At 71.9% G+C, this 17,787-nt stretch carries 16 protein-coding genes; 7 read left to right on the forward strand and 9 right to left on the reverse strand.

Annotated features, from left to right (window positions below; genetic code table 11):
• Positions 1-9: 9 nt before the first annotated feature.
• The 5 genes from ABD067_RS01755 to phnC all read right to left on the reverse strand — a co-directional run bounded on the left by ABD067_RS01755 (position 10) and on the right by phnC (position 4,737).
• The gene (locus ABD067_RS01755) at positions 10-993 is read right to left on the reverse strand and encodes a Bug family tripartite tricarboxylate transporter substrate binding protein (RefSeq protein ID WP_343893416.1); all 984 of its coding nucleotides are present in this window, start codon (positions 991-993) and stop codon (positions 10-12) included.
• An 81-nt stretch (positions 994-1,074) separates the two neighbouring features.
• Positions 1,075-1,938, reverse strand: coding sequence for a phosphonate ABC transporter, permease protein PhnE (gene phnE, locus ABD067_RS01760; RefSeq protein ID WP_343893417.1), 864 nt, complete (start codon positions 1,936-1,938; stop codon positions 1,075-1,077).
• On the reverse strand, positions 1,938-2,873 hold the full coding sequence (gene phnE / locus ABD067_RS01765) for a phosphonate ABC transporter, permease protein PhnE (protein ID WP_343893418.1): 936 nt from the start codon (positions 2,871-2,873) through the stop codon (positions 1,938-1,940). Before phnE (ABD067_RS01765) ends, phnE (ABD067_RS01760) begins: the two co-directional genes overlap by 1 nt.
• A gap of 17 nt (positions 2,874-2,890) precedes the next feature.
• Positions 2,891-3,889, reverse strand: a complete 999-nt coding sequence (gene phnD / locus ABD067_RS01770) for a phosphate/phosphite/phosphonate ABC transporter substrate-binding protein (protein ID WP_343893419.1) — start codon at positions 3,887-3,889, stop codon at positions 2,891-2,893.
• Between the two features lie 26 nt (positions 3,890-3,915).
• Positions 3,916-4,737, reverse strand: a complete 822-nt coding sequence (gene phnC / locus ABD067_RS01775) for a phosphonate ABC transporter ATP-binding protein (RefSeq protein WP_343893420.1) — start codon at positions 4,735-4,737, stop codon at positions 3,916-3,918.
• 142 nt (positions 4,738-4,879) lie between these two features.
• Between phnC and ABD067_RS01780 the strand changes: the two genes are divergently transcribed.
• Together ABD067_RS01780 and ABD067_RS01785 are read left to right on the forward strand one after the other, a co-directional pair.
• Positions 4,880-5,863, forward strand: a complete 984-nt coding sequence (locus ABD067_RS01780) for a Bug family tripartite tricarboxylate transporter substrate binding protein (protein ID WP_343893421.1) — start codon at positions 4,880-4,882, stop codon at positions 5,861-5,863.
• Between the two features lie 105 nt (positions 5,864-5,968).
• On the forward strand, positions 5,969-7,609 hold the full coding sequence (locus ABD067_RS01785) for a long-chain fatty acid--CoA ligase (protein ID WP_343893422.1): 1,641 nt from the start codon (positions 5,969-5,971) through the stop codon (positions 7,607-7,609).
• Between the two features lie 60 nt (positions 7,610-7,669).
• On the opposite strand, the gene ABD067_RS01790 is transcribed toward ABD067_RS01785, so the two are convergent.
• Positions 7,670-8,104 carry a YybH family protein gene (locus ABD067_RS01790; RefSeq protein WP_343893423.1) on the reverse strand — a complete coding sequence of 145 codons (435 nt, stop codon included), beginning with the start codon at positions 8,102-8,104 and terminating at the stop codon, positions 7,670-7,672.
• Positions 8,105-8,267: 163 nt separating this feature from the next.
• Here ABD067_RS01790 and ABD067_RS01795 point away from each other — a divergent pair, with 163 nt between their 5' ends.
• The 3 genes from ABD067_RS01795 to ABD067_RS01805 all read left to right on the forward strand — a co-directional run bounded on the left by ABD067_RS01795 (position 8,268) and on the right by ABD067_RS01805 (position 13,560).
• Complete coding sequence (locus ABD067_RS01795; protein ID WP_343893424.1) at positions 8,268-11,543, forward strand: AAA family ATPase; 3,276 nt, start codon at positions 8,268-8,270, stop codon at positions 11,541-11,543.
• A 128-nt stretch (positions 11,544-11,671) separates the two neighbouring features.
• A complete protein-coding gene (locus ABD067_RS01800; RefSeq protein WP_343893425.1) occupies positions 11,672-13,294 on the forward strand; it encodes an ABC transporter substrate-binding protein in 1,623 nt (540 codons plus the stop codon).
• A gap of 38 nt (positions 13,295-13,332) precedes the next feature.
• Positions 13,333-13,560 carry a hypothetical protein gene (locus ABD067_RS01805; RefSeq protein WP_343893426.1) on the forward strand — a complete coding sequence of 76 codons (228 nt, stop codon included), beginning with the start codon at positions 13,333-13,335 and terminating at the stop codon, positions 13,558-13,560.
• On the opposite strand, the gene ABD067_RS01810 is transcribed toward ABD067_RS01805, so the two are convergent.
• Genes ABD067_RS01810 through ABD067_RS01820 form a run of 3 tightly spaced genes read right to left on the reverse strand, consistent with a single transcriptional unit; the run spans position 13,561 to position 15,658 of the window.
• Positions 13,561-14,358 (reverse strand): N-acyl homoserine lactonase family protein, encoded by a 798-nt coding sequence (locus ABD067_RS01810; protein ID WP_343893427.1) that lies wholly within the window; start codon positions 14,356-14,358, stop codon positions 13,561-13,563. It abuts the gene before it with no gap.
• The gene (locus tag ABD067_RS01815) at positions 14,355-15,257 is read right to left on the reverse strand and encodes an NAD(P)-dependent oxidoreductase (protein ID WP_343893428.1); all 903 of its coding nucleotides are present in this window, start codon (positions 15,255-15,257) and stop codon (positions 14,355-14,357) included. Before ABD067_RS01815 ends, ABD067_RS01810 begins: the two co-directional genes overlap by 4 nt.
• Before the next feature lie 2 nt (positions 15,258-15,259).
• Complete coding sequence (locus ABD067_RS01820) at positions 15,260-15,658, reverse strand: carboxymuconolactone decarboxylase family protein (protein ID WP_343893429.1); 399 nt, start codon at positions 15,656-15,658, stop codon at positions 15,260-15,262.
• A 110-nt stretch (positions 15,659-15,768) separates the two neighbouring features.
• On the opposite strand from ABD067_RS01820, the gene ABD067_RS01825 reads away from it, so the two are divergent.
• Positions 15,769-16,647: an alpha/beta fold hydrolase gene (locus ABD067_RS01825; RefSeq protein WP_343893430.1), complete on the forward strand. Its 879-nt coding sequence runs from the start codon at positions 15,769-15,771 to the stop codon at positions 16,645-16,647.
• Positions 16,648-16,661: 14 nt separating this feature from the next.
• Positions 16,662-17,636 carry a Bug family tripartite tricarboxylate transporter substrate binding protein gene (locus ABD067_RS01830; protein WP_343893431.1) on the forward strand — a complete coding sequence of 325 codons (975 nt, stop codon included), beginning with the start codon at positions 16,662-16,664 and terminating at the stop codon, positions 17,634-17,636.
• Positions 17,637-17,787 lie beyond the last annotated feature (151 nt).

A 17,787-nucleotide genomic window follows, 5' to 3' on the forward strand; every position in this document is an offset into this window, starting at 1 on the left:
TTTCCGGCCTCAGGCTTCGGCCTTGATGCCGAGGCGGGTGATGAGGCTTCCCCAGCGGTCGCTCTCGGCGGCGATGAAGCGGGCGAATTCGGCGGGGGTGCCGGTGACGACCTCGAACCCGGCCCGTTCCAACGCGGCGCGGGTCTGGGCGTCGCCGAGGCCGCGCTTCGCCTCCTCGGCCAGCCGCGCCACCTGCGCGGGCGGCATGGAGGCGGGCGCGACCAGGCCGATCCAGGCGTAGCTGGCGGCGTCCGGCACCCCGGCCTCGGCGAGCGTCGGCACGGAGGGCGCCTGCGGGATGCGGCTCTCGGCCGTGACCGCTAGGGCGTGCGCCTGCCCGGACTGCACCTGCGGCAGGATGCCAGCGGAGATGACGAACATCGCTTCGATCCGGCCGGCGACGAGGTCCAGCGTAGCCTGCGGGAAGCCGCGATACGGGACGTGGACCATGTCGAGCCCGGCGCGGGACATCAGGTCCACCATGGCCAGGTGGGCGCCCGAGCCGGAGCCGACGGAGCCATAGGACAGCTTGCCGGGGTTGGCCTTGGCGTGGGCGATGAAACCGGCGAGGTCCGTGGCGGGCACGGAGGGGTGCGTCACCAGCATCTGCGCGCCGCGCACCAGCAGCGACACCGGCGCGAGGTCCTTCGCCGGGTCGTAGGGCAGGTTCGGGTAGAGCGCCTTGGCGGTGGACAGCGGGGCGTTGATGGAGACGCCGATAGTGTGCCCGTCGGTCGCCTTGGCGACCGCGTCCGTCCCGATGGTGCCGCCGGCGCCCGGCCGGTTCTCCACCACGAAGGGCTGGCCGAAGGCGGTGGCGAAGTGGTTCGCCGCGGCGCGGGCCGCGGTGTCCGGCGTCGAGCCCGGCGGGAACGGGACGATGACGCGCACCGGCCGCTCCGGCCAGGCGGCCTGCGCTCGGCCAGGTGTGGCGGCCAGGGCTGCTGGCGCGGCGGCGCCGAGGGCGAGCAGCGCGCGACGCGGCAATTCCATGTCGAGATGATCTCCCGTGTTCCGGAGGGTTGCTTGCAGCACGGAAAGACGCGCGCCGTCCAGTCCGGACGAGCCAACCGCTCAGGCCGTGGCGGCGGGTCCGCCGATGAGGCGGCGGCGCAGCCGGCCGGACACCCAGTCGATCGCCGCCACGGTGACGACCATCAGCAGGATGATGAAGGCCACCTCGTCCCAGTGGCGGACGCGGATGCGCTCGGCGATTTGGAGGCCGATGCCGCCGGCGCCCACCACGCCGAGGATGGCGGCGGAGCGGGTGTTGCTTTCGAAGAAGTAGAGCGCCTGGGCGAGCATCACCGGCAGCACCTGCGGCAGGAGGCCGAAGCGCAGCCGCGCCAGCCGGCCGCCGCCGGCGGCGACCACGCCCTCCACCTGCTTGCGCTCCGCGTTTTCGATCGCCTCGGCGTAGAGCTTGGCGAGCACGGCGATCTCGGCGGTGGCGATGGCGAGGACGCCGGCGAGCGGCCCGAGGCCGACCGCGCGCACGTAGGCCAGCGCCCAGATGAGCTGGTCCACGCCGCGCATCCCGTCGAAGAAGCGCCGCAGGGAGAAGCGGAAAAGGGTGTTCGTGACGACGTTCCTGGCGCCGAGGAAGCCGAGCGGCACGGCGATCAGGGCCGCCACGAAGGTGCCCAGGAACGCCATGGCGACGCTCTCCGCCAAGCCGCGCAGGATGTCGAACCACAGCTCGCCCGGCGAGGGCGGGATCATGAGGCTGATGATGGTGCCGAGGCCGGCAAGGCCGTTCCACAGGCGCGCGGGCGAGAAGCCGAACCACCACAGCGCGCCGGCGAGCCACGCGGCGAAGAGGGCGGCGCCGGCGATCCGCATGGCGCGGCGGCCGGGCATGGCGCCGAAAGCGGCGGGCATCCGCTCCCGCCAAGAGGCGGCGTCGTTCGCGGCGGCAGCGGCGGCGGTGGCCGGCATCAATGCGCGCCGCCGACGGCGCCGATGGCGCGGTGGCGCAGCCGCTCGGAGAACAGGTCGATGGAGGCCACGGCGAGGACGATGAGCAGGATGATGGCGCTGACCTCCTCGTAGTAGTTGAAGGAGATCACCTTGTAGAGCTCCTCGCCGATGCCGCCGGCGCCGACGAAGCCGATGACGCTGGCGGAGCGCACGTTGGTCTCGAAGCGGAGCAGCCCGTAGCTGAGGACGTTCGGCAGGGCCTGCGGCAGGATGGCGAAGCGGCACGCTTGCGGCCACGAGGCGCCGGATGCGCGCAGGGCCTCCCAGGGGCGCATGTCGGCGTTCTCCATCGCCTCGGCGAACAGCTTGCCGAGCGCGCCGGCGGTGTGGAGCGTTATGGCCAGGATGCCGGCCAGGGCGCCGACGCCGAAGGCCCAGACGAAGATCAGCGCGAAGACGATCTCGGGGATGGTGCGGAGCGCCTCGCAGGAGCGGCGCGCGAGCTGGTAGCCGAGGCCGCCGCCCGAGAGGTTGCGCGCCGCCGGGAAGGCGAGCAGCAGCCCGGCGCAAAAGCCGAACAGCGTGGCGAGCGCCGCCATGTTGGCGGTTTCGAACAGCAGCCACGCCCAGGAGTCGAGGCGGTACATCCAGAAGGCGAGGCTGCCTTCGGTGTCCGCGCCGGCGAGCAGGGCGTCCCAGCGCAGGTCGGGCAGGATGCGCCAGAAGTACTCGCCGATCCGCGGCAGGCCGGCCAGGAGCGTGGCGGGGTGCGCTTCGCTGACCCAGGCGCTGAGGAGCAGGCAAGCGAGGAGGGCCGCGAGGGCGAAGAGCGCCGCGGCCCGCCGCTGCCGGCGTGCCGCTTGAAACGCGGCCTCGCCCTTGCCGATGGCGGGGGACCATGCGGCGGGGACGGGGCCGCCGCCGGCCGCCGCCGCGAGGGGGGTGGCGTCCACGCCGCCCGGCCGTCCGTTCAGCGCCGCCGGCGCTCCTGCGCCTCGGTGCGGCGCAGGTCCACGATGAGCTGGAAGTCTTCGTGCCGCGCTTCGCGGTAGCCGACGCCGCCGCCGCGTTCGATCTGCTCGTAGATCTGCCGGTGGGTCTTCGGCAGGGCGAGGTGGAAGAGCTTCAGGTCCTCCTTGAACGCGGCCGGCAGGTCGGTACGCACGGCGATCGGGCCGTTCGGGATAGGGGTGGAGCGCCAGATGATGCGCAGGTCGCGCATGTTCAGCATCCCCTTGTCCACCATCGAGCGCAGGTTGCCGCGGGTGAAGCCCTGCGCCTCCTCGCCCTGGCCGGAGGCCCAGGTGACGCAGGCGTCGTACTGCTTCTGGAGCACGGCGACCACCGCCTGCTCGTGCCCGCCGCCGAAGCCGGTGCGCGAGAAATAGGGGCCGCTCTCCGGGTTGATGCCCTGCTGGCGCAGCGCGAAGCGCGGGATCAGGTAGCCGGAGGTGGAGTTCGGGTCGGCCCAGGCGAGCGACTTGCCGCGCATCCCTTCGAGGCTGGTGATGCCGGAATCGGCGCGGACGACCATCACCGAGATGTAGGAGACGGAGCCGTCCACCTCCTCCGGCACCACGAGCGGCTCGACGCCGCCGTTCGTGTCGAGCCACGCGCCGGCGTAGGCGGAGGCGCCGAGGTTCGCCGACTCTATCTGCTTCGCGCTGTAGGCCTGGAGCACGCCGCCGTAGTCGGAGGCCGGGAACAGGCGCACCGGGACCTGGAAGGTCTCCTCCAACAGGCGCTTGTAGCCGTCGTTGCGGGCGAGGCGGTCGGTCTCGTTCTCGCCGCCCATCAGGCCGATGCGGATCTGCGGCACCTGCTCCGCCCAGGGACGCTTGCCTGGGGCGGGCATCGTGACGTTGGGGTCCACGGTGCGGCGCATGTCGGACTTCTGCGCGCGGGCGATGCCGGGCACGGAAAGGGCGCCGGCGGCGAGGCCGGCGGCGAAGAGGCGGCGGGTTGGCATGGGGCGAGCGCTCCTTGGTTGCGCCGTCACGCGGCGTTGGCGGCGACGGGTTCCGGGCGGTTGGCGGCGGCGGAGCGGCGCAGGGCGGCCGCCGCCTGCTCCTCGAACTCGGCCTCGTCCACGCCGTAGACCTCGCGGACGCGGGCTGCGGTCAGCTCGGCGGGCGGGCCGTCGAACACCACGCGGCCGGCCTGCATGGCGACGATGCGGTCGCAGTACTCGCGCGCGGTGTCGAGGTGGTGGAGGTTGCAGAGCACGGTGATGCCGTCTTCGCGGTTCAGCGCGTGCAGCGCGTCCATGACGATCTTGGCGCTGCGCGGGTCGAGGCTGGCTATCGGCTCGTCGGCGAGCAGCACGCGGGGCTCCTGGAGCAGCGCGCGGGCGATGGCGACGCGCTGCTGCTGGCCGCCGGAGAGCGTGTCGGCCCGTTGGAGGGCGGCGGCGGCGAGGTCGAAGCGATCCAGCGCGGAGAGGGCCATCGCGCGCTCCTCGGATGTGAAGCGCTTGAACAGGGAGGACAGCGCGGGGCGGTGGTTCAAGCGGCCGACCAGCACGTTCGTCAGCACGTCGAGGCGCTGCACGAGGTTGAACTGCTGGAAGATCATGGCGCAGCGCGTGCGCCAGTTGCGCAGCGCCTGCCCGCGGAGCGCGGTAATGTCCCGCCCCTCGAACAGCACGCGGCCTTCCGAGGGCTCGGTCAGGCGGTTCACCATCCGCAGCAGGGTGGACTTGCCCGCGCCCGATCGTCCGATCACTCCGACCATCTGCCCGGCCGGTATGGTGAGGCTCACGGCGTCCACCGCCGCCACGCCGCCAAAGCGGCGCCCCAGGCCCTGGATTTCCAGCATCGCCACGCTCCCGCGTTTGGCGCGCCTATAGCGGCGGGCAGTGACAGCTTGATGACGCCTCGATGACAGGGATGTTGAGAGGCGCGGGGTTGCGGCCCCCGCGCGCCGCGCCGAACCTGCAACCAAACGCAGGAGGGAACGCATGGTCCACCGCCGCACGCTGCTCGCCGCATCCTTGGCCGCGCCGCCGCTGGCGCGTGCCGCTTCGGCGCAGACGGGGGCGGCGGATGGCTACCCGAGCCGCCCGGTGGCGGTGCTGACCGGCTACACGCCAGGGGGCGTCACCGACACCGCCGCGCGTGCGGTGGCGGAGCGGATGCAGCGCGAGTTGGGTCAGCCGGTGGTGGTGGAGAACCGGCCCGGCGCGGCGACGGCGGTGGCGAACACGGCGGTCGCCCAGGCGCGGCCCGATGGATACACGCTGCTGATGGGCACCTCGACTCTCGCCATCAACCCGGCGTTGCAGCCCACCCTCACGCCGCGCGAGCCGATGCGGGAACTGGTGCCGGTGGGCATGGTGTTCCGCACCGCCTTCGTGCTGCACGTCCACCCCTCCGTGCCGGCCAAAAACACGGCGGAGTTCATCGCCCACGCCAAGGCCAACCCCGGGCAGGTGAACTTCGGCTCCTCCGGCACCGGCGCGGTGAACCACCTTTGCCAAGCGCTCTTCGCGCAGCGGGCCGGGATAGAGGTGACGCACGTGCCGTTCCGGGGCGGCGCGCCGGCGCTTTTGGAACTGCGCCAGGGCCGCATACAGGCGATGTTCCAGGCGGTGCAGGAGGCGCTGCCGGTGCTGCGGGAGGGCACGACGCGCGGCCTCGGCATCTCCTCGGCCGAGCGCTCGCCGCTGCTCCCCGAAGTGCCGCCGGTGGCAGACACGTTGCCGGGCTTCGACGTGGTGTTCTGGCAGGGACTGTTCGCGCCGGTGGGGACGCCGGAGCCGGTGCTGGCGCGGGTCGGCGCGGCGCTGCGCGCTGCCACGGACGACCCGGCGCTCCGCGCCCGCATGGCCGAGCAGGGCGTGTCGGTGCAGACGGGCGACGCCGCCATGCTCCGCGATCTCCTGGCGCGGGAAACCGAGAGCTGGGGCAAGCTTATCCGGGAGGCCGGGATCAAGCCCGACTGATCAAGCCCGTTCGGGGGCGCCTTGCCCCGCTGGCCGAGCGGACGGCATTATCGGCATCATGAACGTGGCCGCAACGAAGCGGCCCGCCACAGGGAGCTTCCGTCCATGCAGGGCCTGATGCAGGACCGTCCGCTGCTGATCTCCGCCATCCTGGAGCACGCGGCGCGCAACCACCCGGCGTCGAAGATCGTCAGCGTCCGTGCGGACGGCAGCCAGGCGCGGCACACCTGGCCGGAGGTGGCGGCGCGGGCGGCGCAACTGGCCCACGCGCTGACGGCGCGGGGGGTGCAACGGGGCGAGCGGATCGCCACCCTAGCCTGGAACGAGCACCGGCACTTGGAGGCCTACTACGGCGTGTCCTCCATGGGCGCCGTGCTGCACACGGTGAACCCGCGCCTGTTCCCGGACCAGATCGCCTTCATACTCGCGGACGCGCAGGACACGCACCTGTTCGTGGACCCGACCCTCTTGCCGGTGCTGGAAGGCTTGGCCGAGCGGTTGCCGCCTTCGCTCCGCGCCGTGGTGGTGATGGGCGAGGAGGTGCAGATCCCGGGGTCATCCAAGCTCTCCGGCAAGGTGGAGCTGCTGGCGCAAGAGGCGCTGATCGCCGGCAAGCCCGGGCGCTACGACTGGCCGGACCTCGACGAGCGCGACGCCTCCTCGCTCTGCTACACCTCCGGCACCACGGGCGAGCCGAAGGGCGTGCTCTACAGCCACCGCTCCACCGTGCTGCACGCGCTCGCCACCTTGCAGAAGGACGTGTTCAGCATCGGCGCGGCGGACGTGGTGATGCCGGTGGTGCCGATGTTCCACGTCAACGCCTGGGGCATCCCCTACAGCGCCGGCATCGCCGGGGCGAGCCTCGTCCTGCCGGGGCCGAAGCTCGACCCGGCGAGCCTGCACAAGCTGTTCGAGGAGGAGCGCGTTTCCTTCTCCGCCGGCGTGCCGACGATCTGGACCGCGCTGCTGCAATGGCTGCGCGCCGACCCGTCGCGGCGCTTCGCCACGCCGCCGCGGCTGGTGGTCGGCGGCACGGCGCTGCCGCAGGCGATCAACGCCGGCTTCGCCAAGGAGTACGGCGTGGACATCCTGCACGCCTGGGGCATGACGGAGACCAGCCCGCTCGGCACCGCCAACGCCCGCAAGCCGGAGAACGCGGATTGGGACCTCGACCGGTTCCTGGACTACGCGCGCAAGCAGGGGCGGGCGCTGTTCGGCGTGGAGCTGCGTGTGAACGACGCTTCGGGCAACCCCATCCCGCACGACGGCGCGGCGTTCGGCGAGCTCGAGGTGCGCGGCCCCTGGATCGCCAGCGCTTACTTCAACCGCGCCGACGACCCGGCCTTCACGGAGGACGGCTGGTTCCGCACCGGCGACGTGGTGACGGTGGACGAACTGGGCTGCATCGAAATCGTCGACCGGGCCAAGGACGTCATCAAGTCGGGCGGCGAGTGGATCTCCTCAATCACCCTGGAGAACACCATCATGGGCCACCCCGCGGTGCAGGAGGCGGCGGTGATCCCGGCGCGGCACGCCAAGTGGGACGAGCGGCCGCTCCTCTTGGTGGTGCCGAAGCCCGGGACTTCGCCCACCGCGGAGGAAATCCTCGGCTACTACGAAGGCAAGGTGGCGAAGTGGTGGGTGCCGGACGCGGTGGAGTTCGTGGACGAGCTGCCGCACACCGCCACCGGCAAGCTTTGGAAGGCGGACCTCAAAAAGCGGTACAAGGACCGCGTGCTGGGCTGACGGCGGCCCCAGCGGGGGCCCTGCACACGTGCCCGCCCGGCGAGCGACGCACGGAGCGCCTCAGGGGCGACCATCCGGCAGCCGCGCGACGTTCATGTTCGCGATCAGCCAGTCGCCGTTCCGCCGGACCCGCGTTATGGAGTACCGGATGAAGGTCGCAATCAGTTCCGGCGAGGGCGGGCGGTCCATGTACATCTCCATGTAGCCGGTCTCGACCGAGACGTTGTCGGCGTAGAGACGCGTTTCGACATCGCGGAACCGGACCAGGCGCCTTTGCGTGCCGCCGAGGTAGCGGTTCCAGAGGTCGCGGACTTCCGGACCGTGCAGCCAGAAGGGCTGCAGGGTCCCGGCGAACGTCGAGTCGGGAAGGTGCAGCGCCATCAGGCTGTCGAGGTTGCCGGCCTCGTAGGCCTGCACGAAAGCTTCTCGTGCACGGCTTATCTCAACTTGCTGCGCCAGGACTTGTTGCGGGGCTGCAAGTGTGATGGCCGTCACCAAGGCCGCTATCGTTGCACGCATTGCCGTCTTCCTTTTGCTGCGAAGCAACAAGGCAGTATACGATTTTACCGCTTTACATGATACGCGGGTACCGCTTTCTGCCGGACTTGAACAAACTTCCGTTGCTCGGCCTGGAATCTTTAACGGAAAGGGCCCCGCCATGGACTGCGTGTTGTGCAAGTCCGCGGCCCAAACCGGCCGTTTTTGCTCCGCTTGCGGCGCCAAGCTGCCCCTGGTCTGCCCGAGTTGCCGCGCGGCCGCCGACGCGTCGGCGCGCTTCTGCTCGGACTGCGGTCACGCACTCCCGTCCCTTGATGGGGGGTCGATCTGGACGGAGCGCGCCGGAGAACGGAAGCACGTCACCGTCCTGTTCGCGGACCTCGTCGGCTCCCTCGCCCTGCTGGCCGAAGACCCGGAAGAGGCGACCGGCCTGCTCGATGCCGTGCTCGATCGCTTGAACCACGCCGTCGCCGAGTGCGGGGGCACCGTCGCGCAGGAAACCGGCGACGGCATCATGGCGCTGTTCGGCGCGCCGAAGGCCTGCGACGACCACGCGTTGCGCGCCTGCCGCGCGGCACTGGCGATGCGGGAGGAAATCCTGGCCTTGGCGTCCGAGCGCGCCGTCCCGCTCGCCATGCGCGTCGGAATCCACACCGGGGAGGCCGTGGCCAGCGAGCGCGGCCAAGGGCGGTCCCTCTACTACACCGCGCGCGGCCGCACGACCCACCTCGCGTCCCGCATGGAGAGGCTGGCGCCGGTGAACGGCGTCCTGATTTCCGCGAGCACCCACGCGCTCGCCGCCGGCTGGATCGAGGCCGAGGAGTTGGGCCTGCTGTCGGTGCGCGGCGCTGCCGCGCCGGTGCAGGCTTGGCTGCTCCACCGCCTGCGCGACACCGCCGTCCTGCCGGATGTGGAGTGGCACCTCACCCCCTTCGTCGGCCGCGACCGGGAGCTGGCGCTGCTGGCTCGGCTGGCGCAAGAAGCCGACGCCGGCCGCGGCCGAGCGGTGTTGCTCGTCGGCGAGCCAGGCGTCGGCAAGTCCCGCCTGCTGCGGGAGCTGGCTCGCACCCAAGCCGCGGCGGGCTGGGACGTGGCCACGACCCGGGGCGTGTCGCATCTCCGTTTGCCGCCACTTCACGGGGCGGTGGAGGTGCTCGCCAACATGCTGCCTAGCGGACGCGGCGCGGCAGGGCCGCAGGAAATCGCGCCGGAACTCGCCGCCCATGCCGAGGCGCTGACGGCCATGGCGGGGAAGGACACCTCCGCATGGCGTGCCCTGCCGCCGGCCCAGCGCCGGGTGCAGGTCGCACGAGCGGCCTTGGCGGCGCTCGCGGTTCGCAGCCAGGGGCGGCCGTTGCTGGTGTTGGTCGATGACCTGCAATGGGTGGACCCGGACAGCCGCGAGATCTTCCGGCGGATCGCCGACGCGGCAGGCGGCGCCAGGATGCTGCTGGTCGCCGCCTGCCGGGCGGACGATGCCGTCGCCCATCCGGGAGCTTGGTTCCACCTGCCGCTCGCCACCCTGGACGAGTGGAAGCTGGAGCGGCTGCTCGACGTGCTGATCGGCCGCGATCCGACGCTGGACGGCTTGCGCCCGCTCCTGATCGCCCGCACCGGCGGCAATCCCCTTTTCGCCGAGGAGGTGGTGCGCAGCTTGGCGGCCTCGGGCGTGCTCGCCGGAGCGGCCGGCGCCTACCGGCTGCTCAAACCGGTTCCGACGCTCGGGGTGCCTGCCCGGGTGCAGGACGTCGTCGCATCGCGTGTGGACGGCCTCCCACCATCCGGCAAGCGCGCGCTCCAAGTGGCGGCGGTCTGCGGCGCCGAGTTCGACCTCGACCTGCTGGGCGCGGTCCTCGGTATCGATGCCGATGCCTTGGCGCCGCATCTGGAGCAGTTGGAAACGCTGCGCTTCGTCGAGGCGAGGGACGCCGGGCGCAAGGCGTTCGCCTTCCGGCACGCCCTGATCCACGAGGTCGCCTACCACGGTTTGCTGCACAGCGAGCAGAGGGCGATCCACGCCTTGGCGCTCGCCAGCCTGGCAGCGGCGAACGCGTCTCCCGATCGACTGGCTTTCCACGCGGTACGGGCGGAGCGCTGGGCCGACGCCGTGCATTGGCTCGAACTCGCCGGGCAGGCCGCCCTCTCGCGCTCGGCTTGCGAGCAGGCGGCGGCCCGGTTCGAAGAGGCCATCGGACTGCTCCCGCGCTTGCCTGCGGACGCGTCGCGCGACCGGCAAGAGGTGGAGCTGCGCCTCAACCTGCGGAACGCCCTGTTCGCCCTTGGCCGGCACAGCGAAATCCTGGACCATTTGGAGGCCGCGGCGGCTTGCCAGGCGCGGTTGGGCGATCCCGCACGGCTCGCGCAGATCGACGGCTACCGTGCGCACGCCGCTTGGCTGCTGGGGCATTGGCGGGAAGCCGAGGTCGCCGGCCGCCGGGCGTTGGCCGTCGCGGAGCGGTTGCGCGAGCCCGGACTGCTGGCGACCACCCGTTTCTTCCTCGGCCTGGCGGCCTACTCCAGCGGCAATCTCGGTGCGGCCATCACCTACTTCAGCGCCAACACCGAGGAGGCGACGCGGGAGGCCGAGTTGCAGCGCCTGGCTTTCTATGCCCCGCTCCCGGCCGTCGTCTCCCGCGCTTGGTTGGCGTGGTGCCTGGCCGAATGCGGCCGCTTCGCCGAGGCGCGGGCGCAGGCGGAAGCCGCGCTGCGCATCGCCGAAGCCGCTGGCCGTTCCTTCGACCACATCCAATCCCTCCTGAGCCTCGGCGCCGCATGGCTCATGCAGGGCCGTTGGGCAGAGGCTTTGCCTCCGTTGCGGCGGGCCCGTGCCATGTGCGAAGAATCCGGAACCGCGGTGCTGATGCCGCGGCTCTCGGCCGCGTTCGGCTTCGCCCAGGCCCTTGCTGGGCGGCACGCGGAGGCGATGGCGCTGGAAGCCGCCGCGGTGCAGGGCGCCGACCGATTGGAACTGCCAGCGATGCGGCCGATCTGCTTGCGCTGGCACGCCGAGACGGCCCTGCTGGCGCGGCAGCGGGATGTGGCGTTGCGGTCGGCGCAGCGCCTGCTGGAGGAGGCCGGGGCCTCCGGCCAGGACGGCCACGCGGCGTGGGCCACCTATCTCCGTGGCCGTCTGGCGGCCGAGGCCGGGGAGGTGGGCCCGGCCGAGGCCGATCTCGCCGCCGCCCGGGATGCGGCGCATCGCCTCGGCCTCCGCCCACTGCTCGCGCATTGCACGTTCGAGCTCGGGCGGTTGTGGATGGTGGCCGGAGACATGAACCGAGCGCAGGTGGCGCGGGCTGAAGCCAGGGCATTGGATCGCGCGATGGGTTTGATACGTCCCAGCGAGGCACGCCCGTTGTGCGATGCGACTGCCGACGGCGCGCCGCCACGACGCCCCGCCGCTCTCAACGGCGCGCAACCGGCGGCAGGCGCGTGATTCTTGGCGGAGCGCCTCGCGGCGCTCCGGGGCGGGGGCGTTTCGGGGAACAGGGCTCCGCCGTCGCCGGCGTCCTTGCGCGCGCCCTGCTCTGCTTTACGCTCTTCCTCATGGTTGGGAGCGGAGCCATGAAAGCTCGCCGAAGGTCCACGAACACGGTGGCGCTCGCGGCCGCCCTCCTCGGATGGGGCGCGCTGCCGGCCGAGGCGCAACATCAGCAGAAAGTGCTGCGCATCGCCATGACCGCGGCCGACGTGCCGACCACCTCCGGGATGCCGAACAACGGCTTCGAGGGGACGCGCTTCCTCGGCTACCCGGTGTTCGAGCCCCTGGTTGGCTGGGACCTGTCGCGCGCCGACGCCCCGGCGGGGTTGAAGCCGGTGCTGGCCGAGTCCTGGGAGCAGGACGCCGCCGACCCGCGCAAGTGGCGCTTCCGGCTGCGGCAGGGCGTCGCCTTCCACGACGGCACGCCGTTCAACGCCGACGCGGTGGTGTGGAACCTGGACCGCTTCTTCAAGAACGACAGCCCGCAATTCGACGCCGCCGGCAGCGCCATCGTCCGGGGGCGCATCCCGGTCATGGGCGCTTACCGCAAGCTCGACGACCGCACGGTCGAGTTGGAGACCACGCGGCCGGTCAGCTACTGGCCCTTCCTCGTCGTCTACATCCTGATGACCTCGCCCCAGAGCTGGGAGCAGGCGGGCCGGGACTGGTCGCGCGCCGCCGCGCTGCCGCCCGCGGGCACCGGCCCCTTCCGCCTGACGCGCTTCGTGCCGCGCCAGCAAGCGGAGCTGTCGCGCAACGACGCGTACTGGGACGCCGAGGGACGCGCCAAGTTGGACCGGGTTGTGCTGCTGCCGATGCCGGAGGCGAACACGCGCTTGGCCGCGCTGCGCAGCGGCCAAGTGGACTGGATCGAGGTGCCGCCGCCCGATGCGGTGCAGTCGCTGCGCAACGCCGGCTTCCAGATCACCACCGGCAGCTACCCGCACATCTGGCCCTGGGTGTTCGCCGCCGGCAAGCAAGGCAGCCCGGCGGCCGACACGCGGGTCCGGCAGGCGCTCAACTGGTGCATCGACCGCGACGGCATGGCGGCGCTGCTGAACGGCTTGGCGGAGCCTTCGGTCGGCTTCTTCAAGGCGAACGACCCGAACTTCGGCGAGCCGCAGAACCGCTACCGGCTCGACCCCGCGCGGGGCCGCGCGCTGTTGGCCGAGGCGGGGTTCACTGCGCAGCGGCCGCTCCGCCTGAAGGTCGGCATCTCCACCTCGGGCTCCGGCCAGATGCTGCCCTTGCCTATGAACGAGTTTCTCCAGCAGTCGCTGCGCGAGAATTGCGGCGTCGAGGTCGCCTTCGAGGTGGTGGAGTGGAACACCTTGCTCGCCGGTCTGCGGTCCGAGCCGACCCAACCGCAATGGCTCGGGGCCGACGCGCTGAACATCAGCCTCTACTCCTCGGACCCCTCGGCCGCCGCGCGTTGGTTCCTGTCGTCCAACGCGACGCCGCGCGGCTCCAACTCGGGCCATTGGAAGGACGAGCGGTTCGACGCCGCTCTGTCGGCGTTGGAGACGGAGCGCGACCCGGCGAAGATCGCCGGGCTGCTCCGCGCGGCGCACGAGCGGCTGGTGGACAACCCGCCTTGGCTCTGGATCGTCCACGACCTGAATCCGCGCGCCATGTCGCGGCGCGTGCGCGGCTTCGTCAGCCCGCAATCCTGGTTCATCGACTTGGCGCGGGTGGACATGCAGTAGGCGCCGGCCCATCTCGGGGAGGAACGCGGAGACACCGGATGCGCCTCGTCCTCGCCTTGCTGCTGGTTCCGCTCGGCGCCTGCTACGGCCCGGACGGCGAACCGTTCATCCGCCCGGGCGGGCAGTACTCCGGCGTGCCGGACAGCACGGTCGGCGATTGGCGGCAGCCGCTGGGCACGCTCTCGACCGGCGGGGACATCCGCCTTGGCCGGGAGATGCCATACCGGGGGGACGCCCCGCTCCGCCGGTTGACGCCGTTCTACTGATCAGCCGGCCACCGGCGGCAGATGGAGCGTCACCACCTCGCCGTCCTGGCCCGGCACGGCGGGGAAGCGGTTCCGCACCTCCGGGTCGTGGCCCGGTATGACACGGGTCTCGTCGCCATCGGCCAGGCGCTTGGCGATGCGCCAGCCCTGCGTCATGGCGCCCAGGTCGAAGACGATCGGGAAGGGGTTGCCGCCGCGCCAATTGGCGTAGAAGTGCATCGCGTCCGAGGCGAGCACCACCGGGCCGCGCGCCGTTTCCACCCGCACCACCTGCAAGCCGTCCGAGTGGCCGCCGACGCGGTGCAGCGTCACGCCCGGCGCCACCTCGCCGTCGCCATCGTGGAACTCCACGCGCTCGGCGAAGACGGCGCGCACCATGGCGACGACGTGGTCCGCCTCGAAGGGCAGGCGGATGGAGTGGGTGCACATGTGCCGGCCGGTGGCAAAGGCCATCTCGCGGTCTTGGATGTGCAGGCGAGCGGCGGGGAAGATGCCGATGGAGCCGGCGTGGTCGTAGTGGAGGTGGGTGATGACCACGTCCGAGACCTTCGCCGGGTCCGTGCCCATGGCGCGCAGGCTTTCGGCGACGGAGCGGCTGATCTTGCGCCCGCGCCGCTCCGCCAGCTCGGCGTCGAAGCCGGTGTCCACGACGATCTCGCGCCCGCCGGGGCCGCGCAGCAGCCAGACGAAGTAGTCGAGCGGCATGGCCTCGTGCGGGTCGGCGACCGGGAGCAGGTGGTTCATCTGCGCCGGGCGGTCGTGCCTGCCGTAGCGGATGGCGTAGGCTTCCCAGGTCATTTGTTGCCCCCCAGGGTCTCGCCGGCGAGCCGCTCCGAGAGCTGCGCCATCGCCGTGTGGTCCTGGCCGGGACCGAGCATTGCGGCGGCGCCGGCCCACATCTCGCGGCACAAGGCGGCGAAGGGCGTCGGCGTCGCCGTGTCGCGTCCGACCTCCAGCGCGATGGAGAGGTCCTTCACCATCAGGTCGAGGCCGAAGCCGGCGTCGAAGCGGCGCGACAGCACGAACTGGCGCATCTTCTTCTGCGTGCTGTTGTTCATGCCCGTGGAGGCGTTCAGCACGTCCACCATCAGGCCGGCGTCGAGGCCGAAGCGCTGGCCCATGAGCAAGGCCTCCACCGCGATCAGGAAACCGCCGGCGCTGACCAGGTTGTTCAGCGCCTTCATCGCCTGGCCCGCGCCGATGCCGCCGCAGCGGTGGACGCTGGTGCCCATGGCGCGCAGCACCGGCTCCGCCCGGTCCAACGCCGTGTCGTCGCCGCCGGCCATGATGGCGAGCTCGCCCGTCTTCGCGCGCGGCACGCCGCCCGAAACCGGACAGTCCACCATCTGGACGCCCTTGGTGGCGAGGGAGGCGGCGATCTCCCGCGTACGGCCGGGCTGGCCGGAGGTCATGTCGATGACCAGCGCGCCGGGCGCGAGCGCCTCCGCCATCGCAACCGCCGCCTCGGCGACCTGGGCGCTGGTCGGCAGCATGGTGACGACGCAATCGGCGTCGCGCGCCGCTGCGGCCGCGTCCGCCGCGGCGCGGCCACCGACCTCGCCCGCGAATTGGGCCGCGCGGGCGGGCGCGGCGTCGCACACGGCCACGTCGAAGCCGGCCTTCAGCAGATTCGCCGCCATCGGCCAGCCCATGTTGCCGATGCCGACGAAGCCGACGAGCTTGATGGCGGCGGCCATGGCTACTTCTTCCCCGGCAGCGCGCCTTCCGCCACCAGCACCTCGTGCGCCGCCTTGAAGGCGTCGAGCCCGGCGGGGATGCCGCAATAGGCGGTGGCGTGCAACAGCACGGCCTTGATCTCGTCCACCGTGAGGCCGTTGTTCAGCGCGCCCTTCACGTGCAGCTTGATCTCCGGCGTCTTGCCGAGCGCGGTCAGCATGGCGAGGTTGAGCATGGAGCGGGTCTTGCGCTCCAGGGTCGGGTCGCCCCAGGCCCAGCCCCACGCCCATGCGGTGGTGGCGCGCTGGAAGGCCATCATGAAGTCGTCCGCCTTGGCCATGGAGCCGTCCACGTACTCGGCGCCCAGCACCTCGCGGCGGATCGGCAGGCCCTTGTCGAACAGCGCGGCGTCTTCGGACATGGCTTCCTCCTTCGTTTGGAAAGCAACGCTCGCGCGAGCGGCGGCGCCGGTCAACGGGTGGCTTGGCGCCCGGCGGCGGGTAGGATGCCCGGACAGGGAGGGAACGGGCGATGTTCTTCGAGGGCTTCACGCTCGAACACCGCGAGGCGAACGGGCAGCGGATAAGGCTGCGGCGCGGCGGCTCGGGGCCGCCCTTGCTGCTGCTGCACGGCAATCCGCAGACCCATGCCATGTGGCACCGCTTGGCGCCGGCCCTGGCCCGGCGCTTCACCGTCGTCGCGCCCGACATCCGCGGCTACGGCTTCTCCGCCTCGCCGCCGGCGGCGCCCGGCCACGCCGCCTACGCCAAGCGGGAGATGGCGAAGGATTTGGTCGCGCTGATGGCGGACCTCGGTTTCGAGCGCTTCCGCGTGGCGAGCCACGACCGCGGGGCGCGCGTGGCGCACCGCCTGGCGCTGGACCACCCGGAGCGGGTCGAGCGGCTCTGCACCATGGACATCATCCCGACGCTGGAGCACTTCGAGCGCGCCGACATGGCGTTCGCCATGGGCTACTGCCACTGGTTCTGGCTGGCGCAGCCGCACGACAAGCCGGAGCGCATGATCCTCCGCGACGTGGAGGATTGGTTCGACATCCAGACCACCCGCGAGCCCAAGGACCGCGATTTCTTCCACCCCGAGGCCCGTGCCGACTACCTGGCGGCGCTGCGCGAGCCGGGCACGGTGGTCTCCATCTGCGAGGACTACCGCGCGGCGGCCACCATCGACCTCGAGCACGACCGCGCCAGCCGCGCCGCGGGCGAGAAGATCGGCTGCCCGTTGCTGGCGCTGTGGGGCGCTAAGGGGCTGGTCCACAAGTGGTACGACGTGTCCGCCATCTGGCGCGGGTACGCGGCCGGGGAGGTGACGGGGGCGGCCGTGAACTCCGGCCATTACCTCCCCGAAGAAGCACCGGACGAGGTGTTGGTACACCTCGACCGCTTCTTGTGACCCGGTGGCGCGCCGTGGCGCAGCTTTCCCGCCGCGCCTTCGTGACCGCCGCCGCCTCCACGGTCGCCGGTCCCCTCCGGGCGCAAACCGGTTGGCCGAGCCGCCCGATCACCGTGCTGGTGCCCAATCCGCCCGGCGGCGGCACGGACTTTGCCGCGCGGCTGTTCCAGGACGCCCTGTCGCGCGCCCTCGGCACGGGCGTCGTCATCGACAACCGCCCCGGCGCGAACGGCAACATCGCCATCCTCGCCGCCGTCCGCGCCGCGCCGGACGGCCACACGCTGCTGATGCAGTACAGCGGCTACCACGCCGGCAACCCGGCGATGATGCGCGATCCTGGCTGGGACCCGCTGCGGGACCTCCAGCCCGTCGGCATGGCGACGGTGGCGCCGCACGGCATCTTCGTTTCGCCCGAACTGCCCGTGTCCGACCTGGCGGGGTTCATCGCCTACGCGAAGGCGCGGCCGGGGCGGCTCAACTACGCCTCCTCCGGCAACGGCTCCGTCCAGCACATCGCGGGCGTGCTGTTCGGCCGCGCGATCGGCGTGGAGATGGCGCACGTGCCCTACCGCGGCGCGGCGCCGGCCTTGCAGGACGTGGCCGGCGGGCGGGTGGAGATGTTCATCACCACGCCTTCCTCGGCCATCGGGCTGGTGCGCGGCGGCAAGCTGAAGGCGCTCGCCGTCGCCAGCGAGGCGCGCGTTCCGGCGCTGCCGGAGGTGCCGACCGCGGCGGAAGCCGGGCTGGCCGGCTTCGTGGTGGACGCTTGGTTCGCCTTCTTCGCGCCCGCCGGCACGCCGCCGGAGATCGTGCAGCGGATCAACGCGGCGCTGCGCGGGGCCGCGGCGCAGCCCAACCTGCGGCGCCGGGCCGAGGAGGCCGGGGTGCTGCTCCGGCCCCTGACCGTGGCGGAGATGGACGAGGTGGCGCGACGCGAGATCGAAACGCTGGGACGCATCATCCGCGAGAACGGGATCACGCTGGAATAGCGCGAACCGCGAACCGGCGCCGTGTGATCTTCGGCACAGCGCCAAGCGCCTCGCCTCCGTAAAATATGCGGAGGCAGGGAACGTTCCCGCCGGCCGGACTGGCGCGGCCCCTCCAGACCGGTCCGGCCCCGGCGCGCGTGCTCCCCGCCTC

This window comes from Craurococcus roseus (assembly GCF_039523795.1).
Lineage (GTDB): Bacteria > Pseudomonadota > Alphaproteobacteria > Acetobacterales > Acetobacteraceae > Craurococcus > Craurococcus roseus.